This is a genomic window from Agromyces aerolatus (genome assembly GCF_031432255.1).
Classification (GTDB): Bacteria; Actinomycetota; Actinomycetes; order Actinomycetales; family Microbacteriaceae; genus Agromyces.
Window position 1 is genome coordinate 196,325 of sequence record NZ_JAVKGQ010000005.1, and the last position, 18,217, is coordinate 214,541.

The 18,217-nt window shown below is 72.7% G+C and carries 16 protein-coding genes; 2 read left to right on the forward strand and 14 right to left on the reverse strand.

Annotated features, from left to right (window positions below; translation table 11 throughout):
* Positions 1–38: 38 nt before the first annotated feature.
* From coaD to RH864_RS09105, 3 genes are read right to left on the reverse strand one after another with little or no spacing between them, the layout of a single operon-like run.
* Positions 39–530 carry a pantetheine-phosphate adenylyltransferase gene (gene coaD / locus RH864_RS09095; RefSeq protein ID WP_310517220.1) on the reverse strand — a complete coding sequence of 164 codons (492 nt, stop codon included), beginning with the start codon at positions 528–530 and terminating at the stop codon, positions 39–41.
* A 51-nt stretch (positions 531–581) separates the two neighbouring features.
* Entirely contained in the window at positions 582–2,777 is a 2,196-nt protein-coding gene (locus RH864_RS09100) for an ATP-dependent DNA helicase RecG (RefSeq protein ID WP_310517221.1), read from the reverse strand.
* Positions 2,774–3,622: a tetratricopeptide repeat protein gene (locus RH864_RS09105; RefSeq protein ID WP_310517222.1), complete on the reverse strand. Its 849-nt coding sequence runs from the start codon at positions 3,620–3,622 to the stop codon at positions 2,774–2,776. The genes RH864_RS09100 and RH864_RS09105 overlap by 4 nt, the downstream gene beginning before the upstream one ends.
* A 46-nt stretch (positions 3,623–3,668) precedes the next feature.
* On the opposite strand from RH864_RS09105, the gene rsmD reads away from it, so the two are divergent.
* Entirely contained in the window at positions 3,669–4,286 is a 618-nt protein-coding gene (rsmD, locus tag RH864_RS09110; protein ID WP_310517223.1) for a 16S rRNA (guanine(966)-N(2))-methyltransferase RsmD, read from the forward strand.
* Here rsmD and thiL read toward each other — a convergent pair.
* Entirely contained in the window at positions 4,256–5,305 is a 1,050-nt protein-coding gene (gene thiL / locus RH864_RS09115) for a thiamine-phosphate kinase (RefSeq protein ID WP_310517224.1), read from the reverse strand. The two genes, rsmD and thiL, sit on opposite strands and share 31 nt — an antisense overlap.
* 24 nt (positions 5,306–5,329) lie before the next feature.
* On the opposite strand from thiL, the gene RH864_RS09120 reads away from it, so the two are divergent.
* Positions 5,330–5,935 (forward strand): DUF3515 family protein, encoded by a 606-nt coding sequence (locus tag RH864_RS09120; protein ID WP_310517225.1) that lies wholly within the window; start codon positions 5,330–5,332, stop codon positions 5,933–5,935.
* A gap of 433 nt (positions 5,936–6,368) precedes the next feature.
* Here the strand turns inward: RH864_RS09120 and RH864_RS09125 are convergent, their stop codons facing one another.
* The 10 genes from RH864_RS09125 to RH864_RS09170 form a co-directional block, all read right to left on the reverse strand.
* Positions 6,369–7,460 (reverse strand): D-alanine--D-alanine ligase family protein, encoded by a 1,092-nt coding sequence (locus RH864_RS09125; RefSeq protein ID WP_310517226.1) that lies wholly within the window; start codon positions 7,458–7,460, stop codon positions 6,369–6,371.
* Positions 7,360–8,499, reverse strand: coding sequence for an NAD(P)H-dependent glycerol-3-phosphate dehydrogenase (locus RH864_RS09130; protein ID WP_310517227.1), 1,140 nt, complete (start codon positions 8,497–8,499; stop codon positions 7,360–7,362). The genes RH864_RS09125 and RH864_RS09130 overlap by 101 nt, the downstream gene beginning before the upstream one ends.
* Positions 8,489–9,307: a lysophospholipid acyltransferase family protein gene (locus RH864_RS09135; protein WP_310517266.1), complete on the reverse strand. Its 819-nt coding sequence runs from the start codon at positions 9,305–9,307 to the stop codon at positions 8,489–8,491. Before RH864_RS09135 ends, RH864_RS09130 begins: the two co-directional genes overlap by 11 nt.
* A 29-nt stretch (positions 9,308–9,336) precedes the next feature.
* Entirely contained in the window at positions 9,337–10,707 is a 1,371-nt protein-coding gene (gene murA / locus RH864_RS09140; RefSeq protein WP_310517228.1) for a UDP-N-acetylglucosamine 1-carboxyvinyltransferase, read from the reverse strand.
* Complete coding sequence (leuD, locus tag RH864_RS09145) at positions 10,708–11,325, reverse strand: 3-isopropylmalate dehydratase small subunit (RefSeq protein WP_310517229.1); 618 nt, start codon at positions 11,323–11,325, stop codon at positions 10,708–10,710.
* Between the two features lie 2 nt (positions 11,326–11,327).
* Positions 11,328–12,824 carry a 3-isopropylmalate dehydratase large subunit gene (gene leuC / locus RH864_RS09150; RefSeq protein WP_310517230.1) on the reverse strand — a complete coding sequence of 499 codons (1,497 nt, stop codon included), beginning with the start codon at positions 12,822–12,824 and terminating at the stop codon, positions 11,328–11,330.
* A gap of 123 nt (positions 12,825–12,947) precedes the next feature.
* The gene (locus RH864_RS09155) at positions 12,948–13,529 is read right to left on the reverse strand and encodes an FHA domain-containing protein (protein WP_310517231.1); all 582 of its coding nucleotides are present in this window, start codon (positions 13,527–13,529) and stop codon (positions 12,948–12,950) included.
* A gap of 10 nt (positions 13,530–13,539) precedes the next feature.
* Positions 13,540–15,948, reverse strand: a complete 2,409-nt coding sequence (locus tag RH864_RS09160) for a transglutaminase family protein (protein ID WP_310517232.1) — start codon at positions 15,946–15,948, stop codon at positions 13,540–13,542.
* A complete protein-coding gene (locus RH864_RS09165) occupies positions 15,945–17,246 on the reverse strand; it encodes a DUF58 domain-containing protein (protein WP_310517233.1) in 1,302 nt (433 codons plus the stop codon). Before RH864_RS09165 ends, RH864_RS09160 begins: the two co-directional genes overlap by 4 nt.
* Complete coding sequence (locus RH864_RS09170; RefSeq protein ID WP_310517234.1) at positions 17,243–18,211, reverse strand: AAA family ATPase; 969 nt, start codon at positions 18,209–18,211, stop codon at positions 17,243–17,245. Before RH864_RS09170 ends, RH864_RS09165 begins: the two co-directional genes overlap by 4 nt.
* Positions 18,212–18,217: the final 6 nt, after the last annotated feature.

An 18,217-nucleotide genomic window follows, 5' to 3' on the forward strand; every position in this document is an offset into this window, starting at 1 on the left:
GGCGTCGGCGTCTGTGGAGACGGCTGCGGCGACCTCGCTCACGGCGTCATCGCCCCCGCGAGGAACTCGGCCACGGCGCGCGGGACGTACGGTGCGACGTCGCCGCCGAGCGCGGCGACCTGGCGGACGAGCGAGCTCGACACGTGCGCGTTCGCCGGGTCGGGCAGGAGGAAGACGGTCTCGACCCCGGCGAGGTGACGGTTCACGATCGCCATCGGCGTCTCGTACGCGACGTCGACCTGCGAACGGATGCCCTTGATCAAGACCGAAGCCCCGACATCGGTGCAGTAGTCGACGAGCAGGCCCATGCTCCACGACGCGACGACGATGTGCCCCTGGATCCCCGCGTCGGCGATCGCCTGCTCGATGAGCGAGACACGCTGGGCGATGGGCAACAGCGCCTGCTTGCCGGGGTTGTGCACGACCACGACGTGCAGCTCGTCGTACAACGCGGCGGCTCGCTCGATGACATCGAGATGCCCACGCGTGACGGGGTCGAAAGAGCCAGGAACGACGGCGATCCGCTGCATGGATCCCAGCGTAGTGCCCGCGCCTCGCCGTCGAACGGGCGCCGTCAAGTCTCAGCCCTTGCTCAGGAACGTGCTCGCGTCGTCGTCGAGTCGGCGCACCGCGGCCGCGAGCTCGGGATGCCCGGCGAGACCGGCCCCGTCGTCGATGATGGCCGACGCCGACGCGCGCGCCTCGGCGATGAGGTCGCCGTCGCGCGCGACGCGCAGGAACTTGAGCGACGAACGCCCCCCGGACTGCGTGGCCCCGAGCACGTCGCCCTCGCGCCGCAGCTCGAGGTCGACCTGCGCGAGCTCGAACCCGTCGAGCGTCGCGGCCACGGCCTCGACGCGCTGGAGGGCGACCGATCCCGGCTCGGCGTGCGTGACCAGCAGGCACAGGCCCGGTACGCTCCCCCGGCCGACCCGGCCCCGCAGCTGGTGCAGCTGGGAGACGCCGAAGCGATCGGCGTCGATGACGACCATAGCGCTGGCGTTCGGCACGTCGACGCCGACCTCGATGACCGTCGTGGCCACGAGCACGTCGATCTCGCCCGCGGCGAACGCGCGCATGACCGCGTCTTTCTCGTCGGCCGACATGCGGCCGTGGAGGGGTTCGACGCGCCGGTCGGCGAGACCCGGGTGGGCGCGCAGCTCGGCGAGCACCTCGACCACCGAGGCGCCGGGACGAGCGGGCGCCGCGCCCCCGTCTTCGTCGCGGTCGACGTCGGACTGATCGCCGTCGTCCTCGACGACCTTCGCGTCGATCGCCGGGCACACCACGAACCCCTGGCGCCCGAGCGCGAGCTCTTCGACCAGGCGGCTCCAGATCCGCGGCCGCCAGCCGGGCCGGACCGCGAGCGGGACCACGTGGCTCTCGATGCCGGCGCGGCCGGCCGGGAGCTCGTGGATGGTCGAGACGTCGAGGTCGCCGAACACGGTCATGGCCACGGTGCGCGGGATCGGTGTCGCCGTGAGCACGAGCACGTGCGGCTGCTCGCCCTTCAGCCGCAGTGCCTCGCGCTGTTCCACGCCGAAGCGATGCTGTTCGTCGACCACGACGAGGCCGAGGTCGGCGAAGGACACCTTCTCGCCGAGCAGCGCGTGCGTGCCGACGACGATTCGTGCCTGCCCGGCCGCGGCGCGCAGCAGGGCCTTGCGCCGCTCGGCCGCCGGCAGCTGCCCGGTCACGAGCGTCGGCATGACCTGCGCCGAGAGGTCGGGCCCGAGCATCTTCGAGATCGAACGCAGATGCTGCGCCGCGAGCACCTCGGTCGGCGCGAGCAACGCCGCCTGGCCGCCGGAGTCGGCCACGGCGAGCATCGCCCGCAACGCCACCAGCGTCTTGCCCGAACCGACCTCGCCCTGCACGAGCCGGTGCATGGGCCACGGTTTCGCGAGATCGGTGGCGATCTCCTCGCCGACCAGACTCTGGTCGCCCGTGAGCGAGAACGGCAGGCCCGCGTCGAACCGCGACAGCAGGCCGTCGGCGGCGGGTCGCCGGGGCGTGGCGCGATGCGTGAGCAGCGCCGCCCGGCGAGAGAGCAGCGCGGCCTGCAGCACGAAGGCCTCCATGAACCGGAGCGTGCGCTCGGCCGCGCGCCAGTCGCCATCGCGCTCGGGCCGGTGCACGCGCTGCAGCGCCTCGCGGTACGAGAGCAGCCCGCGTTCCCGCCGCAGCTCGGCCGGGACCGGCTCGTCGACGGCGCCGAGCCCGTCGAGCAGCAGCACGATCGACTTCGCGATCTGCCAGCTGGTCAGCGTCGAGGTGGCCGGGTAGATCGGCAGCGGTGCCTCGATCCAGCGCCTCGTCGCGGCGTCGATCTCAGGACCGGCGTCGTCGAAGAGCTCGTACGCCGGATGGGCGAGCTGCCGGCCGCCGCGATAGTCGCTGACCTTGCCGGCGAACACCCCGCGACGCCCCGGCCTGAGGTCGCCCTCGCGCCAGGGCTGATTGAAGAACGTGAGCGTCAGCTTGCCGGTGCCGTCGGAGATGACCGCTTCGAAGATGGAGCCGCGACGCTGCCGCATCTCGCGTGTGCGCGCCTCGAGCACGTCGGCGACGATCGTGACGTTCTCGCCGAGCGGCAGCGTCTCGAGCACCGTGAGCTCGCCGCGCTGCGCGTACCTGCGCGGGTAGTGCGCGAGCAGGTCGCCGACGGTCGTGTAGCCGAACGCACGCTGGAACGCCTGCGCGGTGCGCCCGCCGAGCGCGCCCGACAGCTTGGTGTCGAGCGTGAACGTGCCCGGGTCGGTCGCCTCGCTCGTCATGCCTCGATCGTAGGCTCGCCCTCCGTCAGCGCCTCGATCTCGGCGGCGACGTAGGGGTCTTCGGGCCGCGCTCGGGCGAGCTCCCGCTGGAGCGTGAGCGCTTCGTCGGCGCGCCCGACCGCGCGCAGCGCGCGGCCGACCGACCAGCGCGTCACGTGCTGCTGCTCGGCGGTGCCGTACCGGTCGGCGGCGTCGACGGCGAGCTCGAACTGCGCGAGCGCGGCGTGCGCGTCGCCGGCGTCGAGCAGCGTCCAGCCGAGATTGTTGTGCAGGGCGACGCCCCAGCGCAGCTCGCGCGGGTCGCGACCGGCCGCAAGCAGCTCGAATCCCTGCTCGGCCCACTCGCGTTCGTGACCGGTGTCGGTGAGGGCGAGCATGTGCAGCGCGTCGAGCGCGAGGAACGCGTTCCCGGCGTGCGCCGCCTCGCGGACCGCGCGCGTGAGGTTCGCGATCGCCTCGGAGCCGCGATCGGCGGCGACCAGGATGCGCCCGCGTTCCAGCGCGACACGCGCCCGCACCTCGGCGAACTCGGCGTCGGCGAGCGTCGTATCGCCGGCCTCACCCGTGGCGACCCGCTGAGCGCCGTCCTCCACGGCGTCGAGCACCGACATCGCGTCGTCGGCCCGGCCCTGGATGCCGACGGCGCGCGCGAGCTGCGTCGCCATCGCCGCGCGCACATGCGGGGTGTTCGCCTCGTCTTCTGCGGCCTCGCGGAACCGCGCCTCGCTCAGCGCCGGATCCGAGAAGTCCCAGAGCCGGTCGATCGCGTACTGCTCCTCACGGACCTGGTGACGGGACGGTTCGGTCGCCCCGTGCGCAGGCTCGTGCTCGGTCGAGTCATCCACCCTCCCATCATGACAGCTGCACGCCACGCGATAGGCTGCCGACGACATGACCCGCATCATCGCCGGCTTCGCCGGCTCGCTCACCCTGCATGTGCCGCGCAGCGGGACCCGGCCCACGAGCGATCGTGTGCGCGAGGCGATCTTCTCGGCGCTCGAGGCCCGCGACGGGCTCGCCGGGTCGCGCGTGCTCGACCTGTACGCGGGATCGGGCGCGCTCGGGCTCGAAGCGGCGAGCCGGGGCGCCGCCGAGGTGATCCTCGTCGAGCGGGCCAAGCCCGCAGCCGAGGTGTGCCGGCGCAATGCGCAGGCGATCGCGCGCGCCGCGAAGGGCGCGGCGCCGCGCGTCCGGGTCGTGGCGCAGGCGGTCGCGACCTTCCTCGAGCAGTGGCCGGGCACCGCCGATCTCGTGTTCGTCGATCCGCCGTACGAGCTCGCCGAGCCCGAGCTCGCGCGCGTGCTCGAGCTGGTCGCGCCGCGGCTCGGCCCGGACGCGACCGTGGTCGTCGAGCGCAGCGCCCGCTCGCCCGAGCCGGCCTGGCCGGCCGGGCTCGCGCTCGACCGCCGTCGCGACTACGGCGAGACGACGCTCTGGTGGGCGTCAGCCCTCGACGACGAGGCAGCGCCGGGCGACGTTCACCCCGCGCGGCCGTCCCAGCCCGCGTAGGGGTCCCAGCCGCCGGCGCCCGCGACCTCACCGTCGACGCGCACCGCGCCGTCGCCGGCCACGACACGCCCGATCGCCTGGAACGGCGCGGGGATCACGACCCCGGGCGGGAACGTCGCGAGCAGCCCGTGATCCTCGGCGCCCGCGAGCGCGATCCGCGGGTCCGGGCCGAGCCGCTCCGACGCGAAATCGAGGTCGACGCCGCTCGCGCGCGCGACGCGCAGCGCGTCGCGCGCGAGCCCGTCGGACACGTCGAGCATCGCCGTGGCGCCCGCGGTCGCCGCGATCACGCCGGCTGACACGGGCGGTGCGGGCGCGAGCTGGGCACGCACGAGATCCGGATGCTCCGCCCGGACCCGCGCGGTCGCCTCCGGGTCGGGCTCGCCCGAGGCATCCGTCGCCTCGCCGAACAGGAGCGCGAGGCCGCGCGCCGCGTCGCCGCGCGCACCCGCGTGGGCGATGACGTCGCCCGGCCGGGCACCCGAACGGAGCACCGGCGACCGGCCCTCGAGGTCGCCGAACGCCGTCACCGCGATCGTGAACACCGACGACACCGACAGGTCGCCGCCCACGACGCCGGCGCCCGGGGCCAGCTCGGCGAGCGCATCGCGGAGCCCGTCGGCGATGCCCTCGAGCACCTGCACGCGTGTGTCGGGCGGTGCCGCGATCGCGACGACGAGCGCGGTCGGCCGGGCGCCCATGGCGGCCACGTCGGTGAGGTTCGTGGCCGCGGCCTTCCAGCCGAGCTCGAACGGCGTCGACCACGACATGCGGAAGTCGGGGCCGTGCACCATGAGGTCGGTCGTGACGACGTACCGGCCGTCGGCGGCGGCGAGCACAGCGGCGTCGTCGCCCGGGCCGACGAGCGCGGCATCGGCGGCCGTCAGCCGAGGGATGATCCGCCCGAGCGAGGCGACCTCGCCGAGGGCGGCGAGCGAGTCGTCCCCCGCATCGTCGGCGCGCGCGCCGTGCTGCGCGCGGTCCCCGGTCGTGCGTTCGCCCCGCTCAGCCTGCTCCATGCCCTTCACGGTAGCCTGAACACGATGCCCGACCGTCTTCCGCCCGTTCCGCGGCCCAGTTCCCGCACGCGCCCGTTCAGCTCGCCCACCGCGAGTGGATCCGACGAGCGCGCACGCGTGAGCCCGCGCGGTCGTCGCATCCGCTCGCGGTCACGCGCGGGACGCGCCGGCCTGCTCGGCAGCGGGCTCGTGGCCGCCGCGCTGCTCCTCGCCGGCTGCGCCCAGGCCGTGCCCTTCGACGCCGCCGAAGACGCGAGCGACGTCGGCTGCGCCGAGGTCGTCGTGCGCCTGCCCGACGAGGTCGCCGCACAGCAGAAGCGTGAGACCAACGCGCAGGGCACCGGCGCCTGGGGCACACCCGCGGCCGTGCTGCTGCGCTGCGGCGTCACGCCGCCCGGGCCGACCGAGGACCGCTGCGTCGAGGTCGACGGCGTCGACTGGGTGATCGACGAGTCGGACCCGCCGCGCTACCGGTTCACGACGTACGGGCGCACGCCGGCGGTCGAGGTCGTCGTCGACAACGACGTCGTGTCGGGGACCACGGCCATCACCGACCTCTCGCGCGCGGTCAGCGCCATCCCGGCCGACGGCGCCTGCACCACGGTCGAGGACGCCGCCCCGGCCGGCTGACCCGCAGCCGCACCCCGCCAGATCCGCCCGCCCGCGCCATCCGCCTGCCCACGCCATCCCGTGCTCAGGAAGCGGCGCGCACGCCGCGGCGTGTCGGGCCGCGACATGCCGGCAGAGGAGCCCAGCTTCCTGAACAAGGAAGATTGCTGAGCAAGGAAGCGGGCGATGCCCTGCAGACCTGTGCCCGACCCGAGGCATCCGCCACCCCGAAGCATCCGCCACCCCGAGGCATCCGCCCACCCCGAAGCATCCGCCCACCCATCCGCGCCCGACCGCGCGCCGCGCCCGACCGCGCCCCGCGCCCGACCGCGCCCCATCCCTTGCTCAGGAAGCGGCGCGCGCTCCGCGGCGTGTCGCACCGCGACACGCCGGCAGACGGGCCGAGCTTCCTGAGCGAGGAGACGCCGGGGACGACGGCTCGCGCAGCGGGATGCTACCGCGCGCCGCGCGCGTGGCCGGTCTCGATGAGCTCCGCGATCAGCTCGGGATAGCTGAGGCCGGAGTTCAGCCAGCAGGTCGGGAACATCGAGATCGGTGTGAACCCGGGCATGGTGTTGACCTCGTTCACGACGAACCCCTCGTCTGTGAGGAACACGTCGACACGCGCGAGCCCCTCGCAGCCGAGCGCCTCGAAGGCGCGGGCCGCCACGCGCTCGAGCTCGAACCGCTCGCCGTCGCCGAGCTCGGCCGGGCACACGAGGTCGATGCCCGGCGCGTCGAGGTACTTCGCCTCGAAGTCGTAGAACTCTCGGCCGGTCACCACGATCTCGCCCGCGACGCTCACGCGGGGCGCGCCGCCGGCGCGGTCCTCGAGCACGCCGCACTCGATCTCACGGCCCGTCATGGCCGCCTCGACGAGCACCGTGCGGTCCTCGGCGAACGCGACGTCGAGCGCCGCGTCGAGCTCGCTCCAGTCGGACACCTTGCTCACCCCGACCGACGAGCCCGCTCGCGCGGGCTTCACGAACGCCGGCAGCCCGAGCGCGCGCACGCGGCGTTCCCACAGCTCGCGATCCCGGCCCCAGGCCGCACGCGTGAGCGTCACCCACGGCGCCACGGCGATGCCCGCGGCCTCGAGCACGGTCTTCGTGAAGTGCTTGTCCATGCCGGTCGCCGACGCCAGCACGCCGTTGCCGACGTACGGCAGGCCCGCGAGCTCGAGGAGGCCCTGCACGGTGCCGTCCTCACCGAACCGCCCGTGCAGGATCGGGAAGACCACGTCGATCTCGCCGAGCGAGCGGGTACCCGAGCCATCCGACACCGTCAGCTCGCGCGACGTGGCCGACTCGGGCCAGCGCACGCGCGTGCCGTTGTCGGCGACCTCGGGCAGCCGGGCCGGGTCGAGCGCGAAGCGGGCAGGATCGTCGCTCTCGAGGACGAACGCCCCATCGCGGGTGATCCCGACCGGGATCACCTCGAACCGGTCACGGTCGATCGCGCCCAGCACCCCGCCGGCCGTCGCGCAGCTGATCGCGTGCTCGCTCGAACGCCCGCCGAAGAGCAGAGCCACCCTGAGCTTGTCCATGTCGAGTCCTTTCGCCCTGGGGCTCGTCGTCGGTCGTGAGGTGCGGCGCGATGTCGCGAGGGGCGAGCGTGCCGGCGAGCACCTGACGGACCTGCTCGACGATCGGCATCGAGACGCCCTTGGCCCGCGCGAGCTCGAGCACCGGGCCGACCGAGGCGAGCCCTTCGGTGGTCTGCTGCATCTGGTCGACGACGTCGTTCAGCCGATAGCCCTGGCCGAGCAGGCGCCCGGCGGTGTTGTTGCGCGAGAGCGGCGACTGACTCGTCGCGATCAGGTCGCCGAGTCCCGCGAGACCCGAGAGCGTCTCGGGGTGCGCGCCGTAGGCGACCGCGAAGTCGGTCATCTCGACCAGCCCGCGCGTGATGATCGACGCCTTGGTGTTCTCGCCGTAGCCGGCGCCGTCGACGATGCCGATCGCGACGGCGATCAGGTTCTTCAGCACGCCGCCGAACTCGGTCCCGATGACGTCGGTGTTCACGAACGAGTGGAAGTACCGGTTGCGGGCGACCGAGGCCACGGCCTGGGCGGTCTCGAGACTCGCCGACGAGACGACCGCGGCGGTCGGCTGCTCCTTCGCGATCTCGAGTGCCAGGTTCGGCCCCGAGATGACCCCGACCTGCTGCGGGTCGATCGGCAGCACGTCGGCGATCACCTCGCTCATGCGCAACCCCGACGCCTTCTCGACGCCCTTCATGAGCGAGACGACGGATGCCTCGGCCGGCAGATGCGGCGCGACCGCCGCGAGGTTCTCGCGGAGCGACTGGCTCGGCACGGACACGAACACCTGCTGCGCGCCCGCGAGCGCGAGATCGAGCCGGCTGGTCGCGCGCAGGCTGATCGGCAGGTTCACGCCGGGAAGGTAGTCGCTGTTGCGCTTGGCCTCCTGGATCTCGCGTGCGAGCTCGGGGCGCCTCGCCCAGACGACCACGTCGGCACCCCCGTCGGCGAGGATCTTGGCGAACGTGGTGCCCCAGCTGCCCGCGCCGAGCACGGCGACGCGCTTGCCGCTCGCGCGTCGCGACTGGCCCTTAGTCTTCACGGCGGTCCGTGTCTTCGCGGCCGGTGTCGTCGAGGCGGCCCGTCTCCTTCTGGCCGTGTGCGGCCGGGTCCCACCTGGTGGCGGGCGGGGTCTCGTCGCGGAGCTCGCCGACGAGCGCGGCGATGGCCTGCATGAGGTCGTTGGTCGCCGCCGCGAGGAGGGCGGGCTCCAGCGGCTTGCCGCGATACGCGGACAGGTCGACGGGCTCGCCGACGATCACGTCGATCGTCTTGCGCGGGAACGGGTGGATCTTCTTGCCGTAGCGCGGCATGAGCGCCTGCGTGCCCCAGTGCGCCGCCGGGATGATCGGGATGTCACGCTCGAGCGCGATGCGCACGGCACCCGTCTTGCCGCGCATGGGCCACAGGTCGGGGTCGCGCGTGAGCGAGCCCTCGGGGTACACGATGACCATGCGCCCTTTCTCGACGAGCTCCTCGGCCGCGCGGAGCGCGGCGTGGCTGCGGCTCCCGGCCCGGGCGACGGGGATCTGGCCGGAGCTGCGCAGGAACCACCCCACGACCGGGACCTTGAACAGCGACTCCTTCGCGAGGAAGCGCGGCGCGCGACCGAGCTTCCACGCGGCGGCTCCCATCACGACGGGGTCGATCTCGCTGAAGTGGTTCGGCGAGAGCACGAACGCCCCGGTCTGCGGCAGCCGCGGGCCGTGGAAGCGGAACTTCACCGCGAGGTTGAACAGCGGCAGGATGAGCGCCGCGAGCACCCAGAAGAACGACGGGCGTCGCTTCTCGGGGCTGGTCTTCTGCCGTGGGTGCTGCAGCGCGGGCTGCTGGGGCGGCTGCTGGGGCAAGCGTGACACTCCCCCATTATGCGGTGAGCTCACCGGCCTTCGAGTTCGAAGTCCGCGCCGAGCAGCTCGAGCTTCGTGATGAAGTTCTCGTAGCCGCGCGCGATGATGCCGACGTTTGACACCGTGGACCGGCCCTCGGCGGTCAGCGCCGCGATGAGGTGGCTGAAGCCGCCGCGCAGGTCGGGCACCTCGATGTCGGCGCCCGTGAGCTTCGCGGGTCCGGAGATCACGGCCGAGTGCTGGAAGTTGCGCTGACCGAACCGGCACGGCCGGCCGCCCAGGCACTCCTTGTGCACGTCGATCGAGGCGCCCATCTCGACGAGCGCGTCGACGAAGCCGAAGCGCTGCTCGTAGACGGTCTCGTGGACGATCGACACGCCCTTCGCCTTGGTGAGCGCGATGACCAGCGGCTGCTGCCAGTCGGTCATGAAGCCGGGGTGCACATCGGTCTCGATGATGACGGGCTTCAGCTCGCCGCCCGGGTGGAAGAAGCGGATGCCGTCTTCCTCGATCTCGAAGGCGCCGCCGACCTTGCGGAACACGTTCAGGAAGGTGAGCATCTCGGCCTGGCGAGCCCCGCCGACGAAGATGTCGCCCTCGGTCGCGAGCGCTGCGGCCGCCCAGCTGGCGGCCTCGTTTCGGTCGAACAGTGCGCGATGCGTGTACCCGTCGAGTCGGTCGACGCCCTCGATGCGGATGACCCGGTCGGTGTCGACCGTGATGATCGCGCCCATCTTCTGCAAAATGTTGATGAGATCCATGATCTCGGGCTCGATCGCGGCACCCGAGAGCTCGGTGATGCCGTCGGCGAGCACCGCGGTCAGCAGCACCTGCTCGGTCGCGCCGACGCTCGGGTACGGCAGCGACACCTTCGCGCCGTGCAGGCCGCTCGGCGCCGACATGCGGATGCCGCTCGGCAGCTTCTCGACGATCGCACCGAAGTTGCGCAGCACCTCGAGGTGGTAGTCGATCGGCCGGTCGCCGATGCGGCAGCCGCCGAGGTCGGGGATGAACGCCTCGCCGAGCCGGTGCAGCAGTGGCCCGCAGAACAGGATCGGGATGCGGCTCGAGCCCGCGTGCGCGTCGATGTCGGCCATGTGCGCCGTGGCCACACCCGACGGGTCGAGCACGAGCTCACCCTCGCCGCCCTCGGTCACGGTCACGCCGTGCACCTCGAGCAGGCCTCGGACGATGCGCACGTCGCTGATGTTGGGCACATCCTTCAGGACGCTGGGGGTGTCGCCGAGGATCGCCGCGACCATCGCCTTCGTGACGAGGTTCTTGGCGCCCTTCAGCTCGATCCTTCCGCGAAGCGGCTTGCCGCCGTTGATGGTGATGCGGTCGACCGGCAGGCCGACCGCCGATCCGTGCTGCTTCGCGTCGTTCACGAGGGTGTTCACTCAGTTCCCGGTTTCTGCAAGCTCCCGTATGGGGAGGGTCTTGGGCCGCCATGCCTCTCGATGTGCTTCGAACTCGGCGATGGCGTCTTCATCCCGAAGGGTCAAGGCGATGTCGTCGAGCCCTTCGAGCAGGCGCCACCGAGTGTAATCGTCGATGTCGAACGAAACCTCAAGGGAGCCTGCGCTCACCGTACGCTCAACCAGGTCGACCGTCACGGCTATTCCCGGCTCGGCCTCGATGACCTCCCAGAGCCGCTCGACGTCCTCGTACGCGACCTGGGCCGCGAGCAGGCCCTGCTTGCCCGAGTTGCCGCGGAAGATATCGCCGAACCGCGAGCTGATGACGACCTTGAACCCGTAGTCCCGCAGCGCCCACACGGCGTGCTCACGGCTCGATCCGGTGCCGAAGTCGGGGCCCGCGATGAGCACCTGGGCGCCCTCGTAGGCGGGCTGGTTGAGGATGAACTCGGGGTCCTGGCGCCACGCGTGGAAGAGCGCGTCGTCGAACCCCGTCTTGGTGACGCGCTTCAGGAACACGGCCGGGATGATCTGGTCGGTGTCGACGTTGGAGCGGCGGAGGGGCACGGCGACGCCGGTGACGGTGGTGATCTTCTCCATGGTCAGTTCCCCTCCCCGATCGCACCGGCCGGTTCGAGTGCGGCCGCCTGTTCCAAGTCCCACGGGCTCGACAGCGTGCCGCGGACCGCGGTCGCCGCAGCCACCAGCGGCGACACCAGATGGGTGCGCCCGCCCTTGCCCTGCCGGCCCTCGAAGTTGCGGTTCGAGGTGGAGGCGCACCGTTCGCCGGGCGCGAGCTGGTCGGGGTTCATGCCGAGGCACATCGAGCAGCCCGCGAACCGCCATTCGGCGCCGAAGTCGGTGAAGACCTTGTCGAGGCCCTCGGCCTCGGCTTCGAGGCGGACCCGGGCCGAGCCCGGGACGACCATGACGCGCACGCCGTCGGCCTTCTTCCGGCCCTTGATGATCGAGGCGAACGCGCGCAGGTCTTCGATGCGGCTGTTCGTGCATGAGCCCATGAACACGGCGTCGACGCGGACGTCTTTCAGCGGTGTCCCCGCCTCGAGATCCATGTACTCGAGGGCACGCTCGGCCGCCGCACGCTCGTGCTGGTCGTCGAAGCTCGCGGGGTCGGGCACCCGCTCGCTGAGCGACACGCCCTGGCCGGGGTTCGTGCCCCACGTGACGAACGGCTCGAGCGCGTCGGCGTCGATGAACACCTCGGCGTCGAACGTCGCGCCCTCGTCGGTCGCGAGCGTCTCCCAGTACGCGATCGCCGCGTCCCAGTCGTCGCCCTGCGGCGCGTGGGGGCGGCCCTCGAGATAGTCGTACGTCGTCTGGTCGGGCGCGACCATGCCCGCACGCGCTCCGGCCTCGATCGACATGTTGCAGATCGTCATCCGGCCTTCCATCGACAGCGCGCGGATGGCGCTCCCGCGGTACTCGAGCACGTACCCCTGGCCGCCGCCGGTGCCGATCTCGGCGATCACGGCGAGGATGATGTCTTTCGCGGTGACACCCGGCCGCAGTGTGCCCTCGACGTTGATGGCCATGGTCTTGAACGGCTTGAGCGGGAGCGTCTGAGTCGCCATCACGTGCTCGACCTCGCTCGTGCCGATACCGAAGGCCATCGCGCCGAAGGCGCCGTGGGTCGAGGTGTGGGAGTCGCCGCAGACGACCGTGATGCCCGGCATCGTGAGGCCGAGCTGGGGCCCGACGACGTGCACGATGCCCTGCTCGGCGTCGCCCAGCGAGTGCAGCCGGATGCCGAACTCGGCGCAGTTGCGGCGCAGCGTCTCGATCTGGGTGCGGCTCGTGAGGTCGGCGATCGGCTTGTCGATGTCCCACGTCGGGGTGTTGTGGTCTTCGGTCGCGATCGTGAGATCGGGTCGCCGCACGGGCCGGCCGGCCACGCGCAGGCCGTCGAACGCCTGCGGGCTCGTCACCTCGTGCACGAGGTGCAGGTCGATGTAGATGAGGTCGGGGTTGCCCGCTTCGCCCTTCTTCACGAGATGGGCGTCCCAGACCTTCTCGGCCAGCGTGCGCGGGCGTACGGCCTGAGTGGGCACGGTCCGAGCGGGCTCAGTGGCGGCGTTCATGCGATGTCATCCTCGGTTCTGTGGGGGTGGTCAGCCGTCGACAGACTCCGCAGCGGGGATGGCCTAGAACGAGGCCCCGCTGCGGCACCGAAGGAGAAGTCGACGCGCGCGCACCGATCCAGGTTACACCGTCAGCGCCGAGACCAGCATCCGGTACTCGCCGAGCACGAGCACGTCCCCGACGCCGACGCCGATCGTCCCGCCCGCGGGGATCTCGCTGCTGTCCCCGCCGCGCTCGACGCGGACGCCGTTCGTCGAGTGGAGGTCGGTCACGAGCAGCACGCCGTCGTCGGGTTGGACGAGCGCGTGCGTCTTCGACACGGTGCGCGCGGGGTCGTGCACCGCGACGGCCTGAGCGTCCGCGGCGGGCGAGGCGGCGAGGTCCGGCGCGCGCCCGAGCAGGGCGCGCCCGGTGATCGCGTACTCGACGGGGCCTTCCCCGGTGAGCAGCCACGCCTCGGGCGCCTGGAGCGCGGCCGGCGCGACCGGCTCAGCGGCCGGCGCGACCGGCTCCGCGGCCGGCGCGACCGGCACGGCGGCCGTGCTCGGCGTGAAACTCGGCAGCGAACGCTCGACGGGCCGCGAGCGCGGCCGCTTCGTCGTCGCGGGCGCCGCCGCCGGGGCATCCGGAACCAGTCCGGGCGGCGGCACGATGAAGCCGGGCTCCCCCACCGGCTCGCCCGCCTGCTCGATTCCGTCGTTCACGTCATTCACCCTACTCAGCCGTCTGCTCGGGCCCGCCATCGCCGCGGCGGCCGCGGTCTCGCCGGCCCGCACGGCCACGACGCGTCACCGAGCGCTCACGCCGCACCCGCTCCTTGCGCCGCTTGGCGAGCCGGTAGCGGCTCACGATCCGCCGCACGCCGCCGGCCGCCGCGGCCACGGCCGCTGCCGCGGCATCCGCCTCGGTCCATCGCCGGTCCGCGACATCCGTCTCGACGTCGTCGCCCGCGAACACGTCGCGGTCGACCGCGGCCGCGAGCGGCGCGAGCGTCGTGACCGGCTGATCCTGCTGCCCGAGACCCTGCTCGGTCGCCTGCCGGTCGAGCTCGGCGGCGACCTGCAGCCGGGTCGCGCGGGCCGGCGGCTCGAATCCGAGCTCCTCGTACCGGTCGACGAGCTCGTCCCATGCGCCGGCCGCGCTGCGGTCGGGCCGGCCGCGACGCCGTCGCTCGCGACGGCGGCGCTTCGCGAGCGCCACGAGCAGGAGCGGTCCGAAGACGAGCAGCAACGGGATCCCGACGCTGCCCGCGACCACCCAGACCCAGCCGGGCACCTCGAACGGCCGCTCGCGGTCCTCGTCGTCGGTCTCGTCGATCTCGACGGTCGTGAGCAGCTCGTCCTCGACCGCCTCGCTGCGCGGCGGCTGCCGCACCTGCGGCTGCGGCTCGCTCTTCGGCTTCGGCGTCTGCTCCTGCGGCACGTCGACCTGGTCGGGCGTGGGCCGGAACGAGATCCAGCCGACCCCCTCGAACGGCACCTCGACCCACGCGGTCACGTCGCCGCCGAGCACCTCGACCTCGTCGTCGTTCTCGCTGATCTCCGGCGCGAAGCCCATGACGACACGCGCGGGGTACCCCAGGTGCCTGGCCATGAGCGCCATGGCGGCCGCGTACTGCTCCTCGTCGCCGACCATCTGCGACCGCGTGAAGAGCTCGATGAGGCGGTCCGCACCGTGGCCGGCCCGCGACGCGACCGAGTCCGACGCGAGGCCGTGGCTCAGGAAGCCGTTGGTCTTGAGCCCGGTCTCGATCGCGCGGAGCTGCTCGATCGCGCTCGGCGCGTCGCCCGCATACTCCTCGGCCTTCGCGGCGACGACGTCGGGCAGGTTCTCGATGGCCGGCAGGGCGACGCGCGCGACCGGCACGTCGATGAGCTGCTCGGTGTCGGGTTCGCGCTGCACGCGCGTCGACAGCTCGTACCCGGTGCCCGCCTCGACGCCGCTGGTCAGCACCGCGGTGCCGGCATCGCCGTTGTAGCGCAGGTCGCCCGCGCGAGCGGCGCTGTCCGCGTCGGTGAAGCGCAGCTGCGACCCGTACCCCACGGTCGGCACCCACACGTCGTCGTAGCCCGAGGCCGAGATCTCGACGTCGCGCGCGCTGCCGAGGTCGGCGAGGGCCGGCTCGGGCAGCACCTCGCCGACGATCGCGTAGCCGCCGTCCGCGGCCGCGGCGCCCGGCCCCGCGACGTTCCAGAGCCGGCCCGTGTACGAGTCCATGGTCGCGAGCCGGATCACGTCGCCCGGCTGCAGGCCGGAGACCGTGAACAGCGGCTCCTCGACGAGATCCTTCGTGTAGTTGCGGAAGCCCGCGAGCGGGCTCGGGAACTCGCGTGCGTCGAACGGCGGCACGATCTCCTCGCGCAGCACGAAGCGGTCGGATGCCACGGGCGCCCACGCCAGCCCGGCCAGGCTGCCGATCGCGACCGCGCCGGCCACGACGATGGCGCTGCCGCGGATGCGGCGGCCGAGCAGGCGCGCGTCGGCACGCCGGTCGGGCCCGGCGGCGCCCGCACCCTCGACGCCGACGCGCCGGCGCCACGCGAGCCACACGAGCGCGATGACCGCGAACGCGACCCCGCGGACCGCGGCCAGGTAGGCCTGGTCGGTGCCGAGCAGGATGCCCGACAGGTAGAGCACCACGGGGCCGATGAGCAGCACCGCGGCGCGGAGCACCGTGCGGCGTCTCGGCAGCCAGCGGAGGATCAGCATGCCCCCGACGAGCGAGACCAGCCAGGTCGCGACGTACGGCACCGCAGCGACGTAGTACGGGGCCTCGACCGGCGTGCCGATCGTGACGATGTCGGCCCAGCCGTAGACTGCGCCGATGGCGAGGCCCGAGAGCGAGTCGAGGCTCGGCAGCACGAACCCGATGCCGTGGCCCGGCATCGTGAACGGGGTGCCGAGCAGGAAGTACGCGGCGAGCCCGAGCAGGACGGTCGTGAGCACGCCGAGCCGCAGCAGGGTGCCCGCGACGGCCGCGGCCGTGCCGACGAGGAGCCCGCCGATGGCGGCCAGCAGGAAGTCGGCGTCGCCGAAGCTCGTCTGATAGCCGATCACGGCGAGCAGGCTCAGCACCGAGAGCACCGCGAGGTCGCCGATCGTCGCGGCCGGGATGCGGGTCACGGTCGCACCTTCCGGATCACGGCCGGCAGCTCGCCGAGCTCGCCGACCGTCGCGACCGCGGTGCCGCCGATGCGGGCGATCTTCGCCTCGGCGCCGCGCTGCGCGCGGAACACCAGCAGCTGCGCGTCCGAGGGCAGCACGGTCTCGACGGCGCGCACCTCGGCGAGTGGGACGCGCGACCCGACGACGAGCATGACGACGCTCGCACCCGGCGTGCGCCGCACCGTCTCCCGCGCGAACTCGCGGAGCGACGTGCGATCGGCGACCGCGACGATGCGGCTCGTGTCGTCGAGCAGGCTCACGGGCGTCGACGCGCGGAGGCGGAACGCCTCGGTCTGTGCCGTCATCTTCGTCCAGTCGCGCACGACCTGGACGCCCACCGAGGCGAACACCGACACCGCGAGCTCGAACTCGTCGTCGTCGGCGTAGTGGTCGGTCGCCGTGGCCTGCAGCAGCACCAGCTCCGAACGGCGGGTCTCCTCGTACTGGCGCACCATGAGCCGGCCGGTGCGCGCCGAGCTCCGCCAGTGCACATTGCGCAGCGGGTCGCCGGGCTCGTAGGCGCGCAGCGCGTGGAACGAGATGTCGTGGTCGGTGATGGTCTTGGTGACCTCGCCCTCGAGGTCGCGCACGAGACCGGCGGCCGAGGGCTTCAGCCTGGCCGTGCGCGGGTGCACGAAGAGCTCGACGGGATCGTTCCAGCGCACCGTCCGCCGAAGCAGCCCGAGCTCGTCACCGCGCACCGACACGGCGGGGCCCGCGACGATGACCGCGCGCCGGTGCGTCGGCACGGCGAACAGCTCCTCGTGCTCGGCGGCCGGCGCGAGCGGCGGGATGCGGAACTCGGCGGACCCGTCGCCCACGGGCAGCTCGATCCTGGACGACACCGACTGGCTCGTGCCGTCGTTGACCACGAGCAGCCGGCCGAACGCGCGCTCCCCCGCCACCACGCGTCGCGGCGTGAGCTCGATCGCGACGCGGTACTTCATCCGGCCGAACACGAACGGCACGGCGACGAGCACCGCGCCCGCGAGCGTCGCACTCAGGAACGCGAACTCGACCCAGCCGAACACGAGCGCGACGAGGCCCGCGACGAGCGCGGCGCCGAGCACGAGCCATCCGATGGTCGACACGACCGCCGTGACCGGGTGCGCCGCCTCGCCGACGCGACGTGCGCCCGCCGCGACCCGCGCACCGAGCGCGGCCACGGCGCGACCGGTCGCGCGCGCGACCGTGCCGAGCGCGAAGCGCGTCTGTGAGATCCGCCCGGCCGGGCGGTCCTGGTCGGTCGTCGTCATGCCGCCCGGTACGCCGGGGGCGCGACCTCGGCCAGCGCCTGCGCGACGATGTCTTCGGCCGTCACGCCCGTGAACTCGGCCTCGGGGTCGACGATGATGCGGTGGGCGAGCACGGGCATCGCGAGCTCGCGCACGTCGTCGGGCGTCACGTACGTGCGACCCTGCGCGATCGCCCAGGTCTTCACGGCGCGCGCGAGCGCGAGCGCGCCGCGCATGCTCACGCCGAGCGCCGAGTCGGTGTGCGTGCGCGTGGCCGACACGAGCTCGTTGAGGTACGAGAGCACGGCGGCGTCGACGTAGACGTCCGACGCGAGCTGCGACATGGTCGTGATCGAGGCCGCGGCGATGATCGGGCTCACGCCCGCCGCACGCGCGCGGTTCGCCGAGTCGAGCAACAGCGTCACGGCCGTGTCGTGGTCGGGGTAGCCGAGCGACGTCTTGATCAGGAACCGGTCGAGCTGCGCCTCGGGCAGGGCGTAGGTCCCGGCCTGCTCCACCGGGTTCTGCGTCGCGATGACCATGAACGGGTGCTCGACGTCGTAGCCGACGCCGTCGACCGTGACCCGCCCCTCCTCCATGACCTCGAGGAGCGCCGACTGCGTCTTCGGGCTCGCGCGGTTGATCTCGTCGGCGAGCACGATCGACGCGAAGATCGGCCCGCGGTGGAACTCGAACTTGCCCTTGCCCTGGTCGTAGATCGTCACGCCCGTGACGTCAGACGGCAGCAGGTCGGGCGTGAACTGGATGCGCGAGTGCGTGCCCTCGAGCGTGTTCGCGAGCGCCTTGGCGAGCACGGTCTTGCCCGTCCCGGGGAAGTCCTCGAGCAGCACATGTCCGTCGGAGAGCAGCGCGGTGAGCACGAGCGAGATCACCTCGCGCTTGCCGAGCACCGCGGCGCCGATGTTGTCGACCAGGCGCCCGAAGGCGTCCTGGAACCATTCGGCCTGTTCTTGGGTCACTGCCATCGATGC

Bases quoted from the DNA above. Each gene is read 5' to 3' on its own strand.
- coaD (WP_310517220.1), bottom strand. From the start codon at position 530: ATGCAGCGGATCGCCGTCGTTCCTGGCTCTTTCGACCCCGTCACGCGT.
- RH864_RS09100 (WP_310517221.1), bottom strand. From the start codon at position 2,777: ATGACGAGCGAGGCGACCGACCCGGGCACGTTCACGCTCGACACCAAG.
- rsmD (WP_310517223.1), top strand. From the start codon at position 3,669: ATGACCCGCATCATCGCCGGCTTCGCCGGCTCGCTCACCCTGCATGTG.
- thiL (WP_310517224.1), bottom strand. From the start codon at position 5,305: ATGGAGCAGGCTGAGCGGGGCGAACGCACGACCGGGGACCGCGCGCAG.
- RH864_RS09120 (WP_310517225.1), top strand. From the start codon at position 5,330: ATGCCCGACCGTCTTCCGCCCGTTCCGCGGCCCAGTTCCCGCACGCGC.
- RH864_RS09125 (WP_310517226.1), bottom strand. From the start codon at position 7,460: ATGGACAAGCTCAGGGTGGCTCTGCTCTTCGGCGGGCGTTCGAGCGAG.
- leuD (WP_310517229.1), bottom strand. From the start codon at position 11,325: ATGGAGAAGATCACCACCGTCACCGGCGTCGCCGTGCCCCTCCGCCGC.
- leuC (WP_310517230.1), bottom strand. From the start codon at position 12,824: ATGAACGCCGCCACTGAGCCCGCTCGGACCGTGCCCACTCAGGCCGTA.
- RH864_RS09165 (WP_310517233.1), bottom strand. From the start codon at position 17,246: ATGACGACGACCGACCAGGACCGCCCGGCCGGGCGGATCTCACAGACG.
- RH864_RS09170 (WP_310517234.1), bottom strand. From the start codon at position 18,211: ATGGCAGTGACCCAAGAACAGGCCGAATGGTTCCAGGACGCCTTCGGG.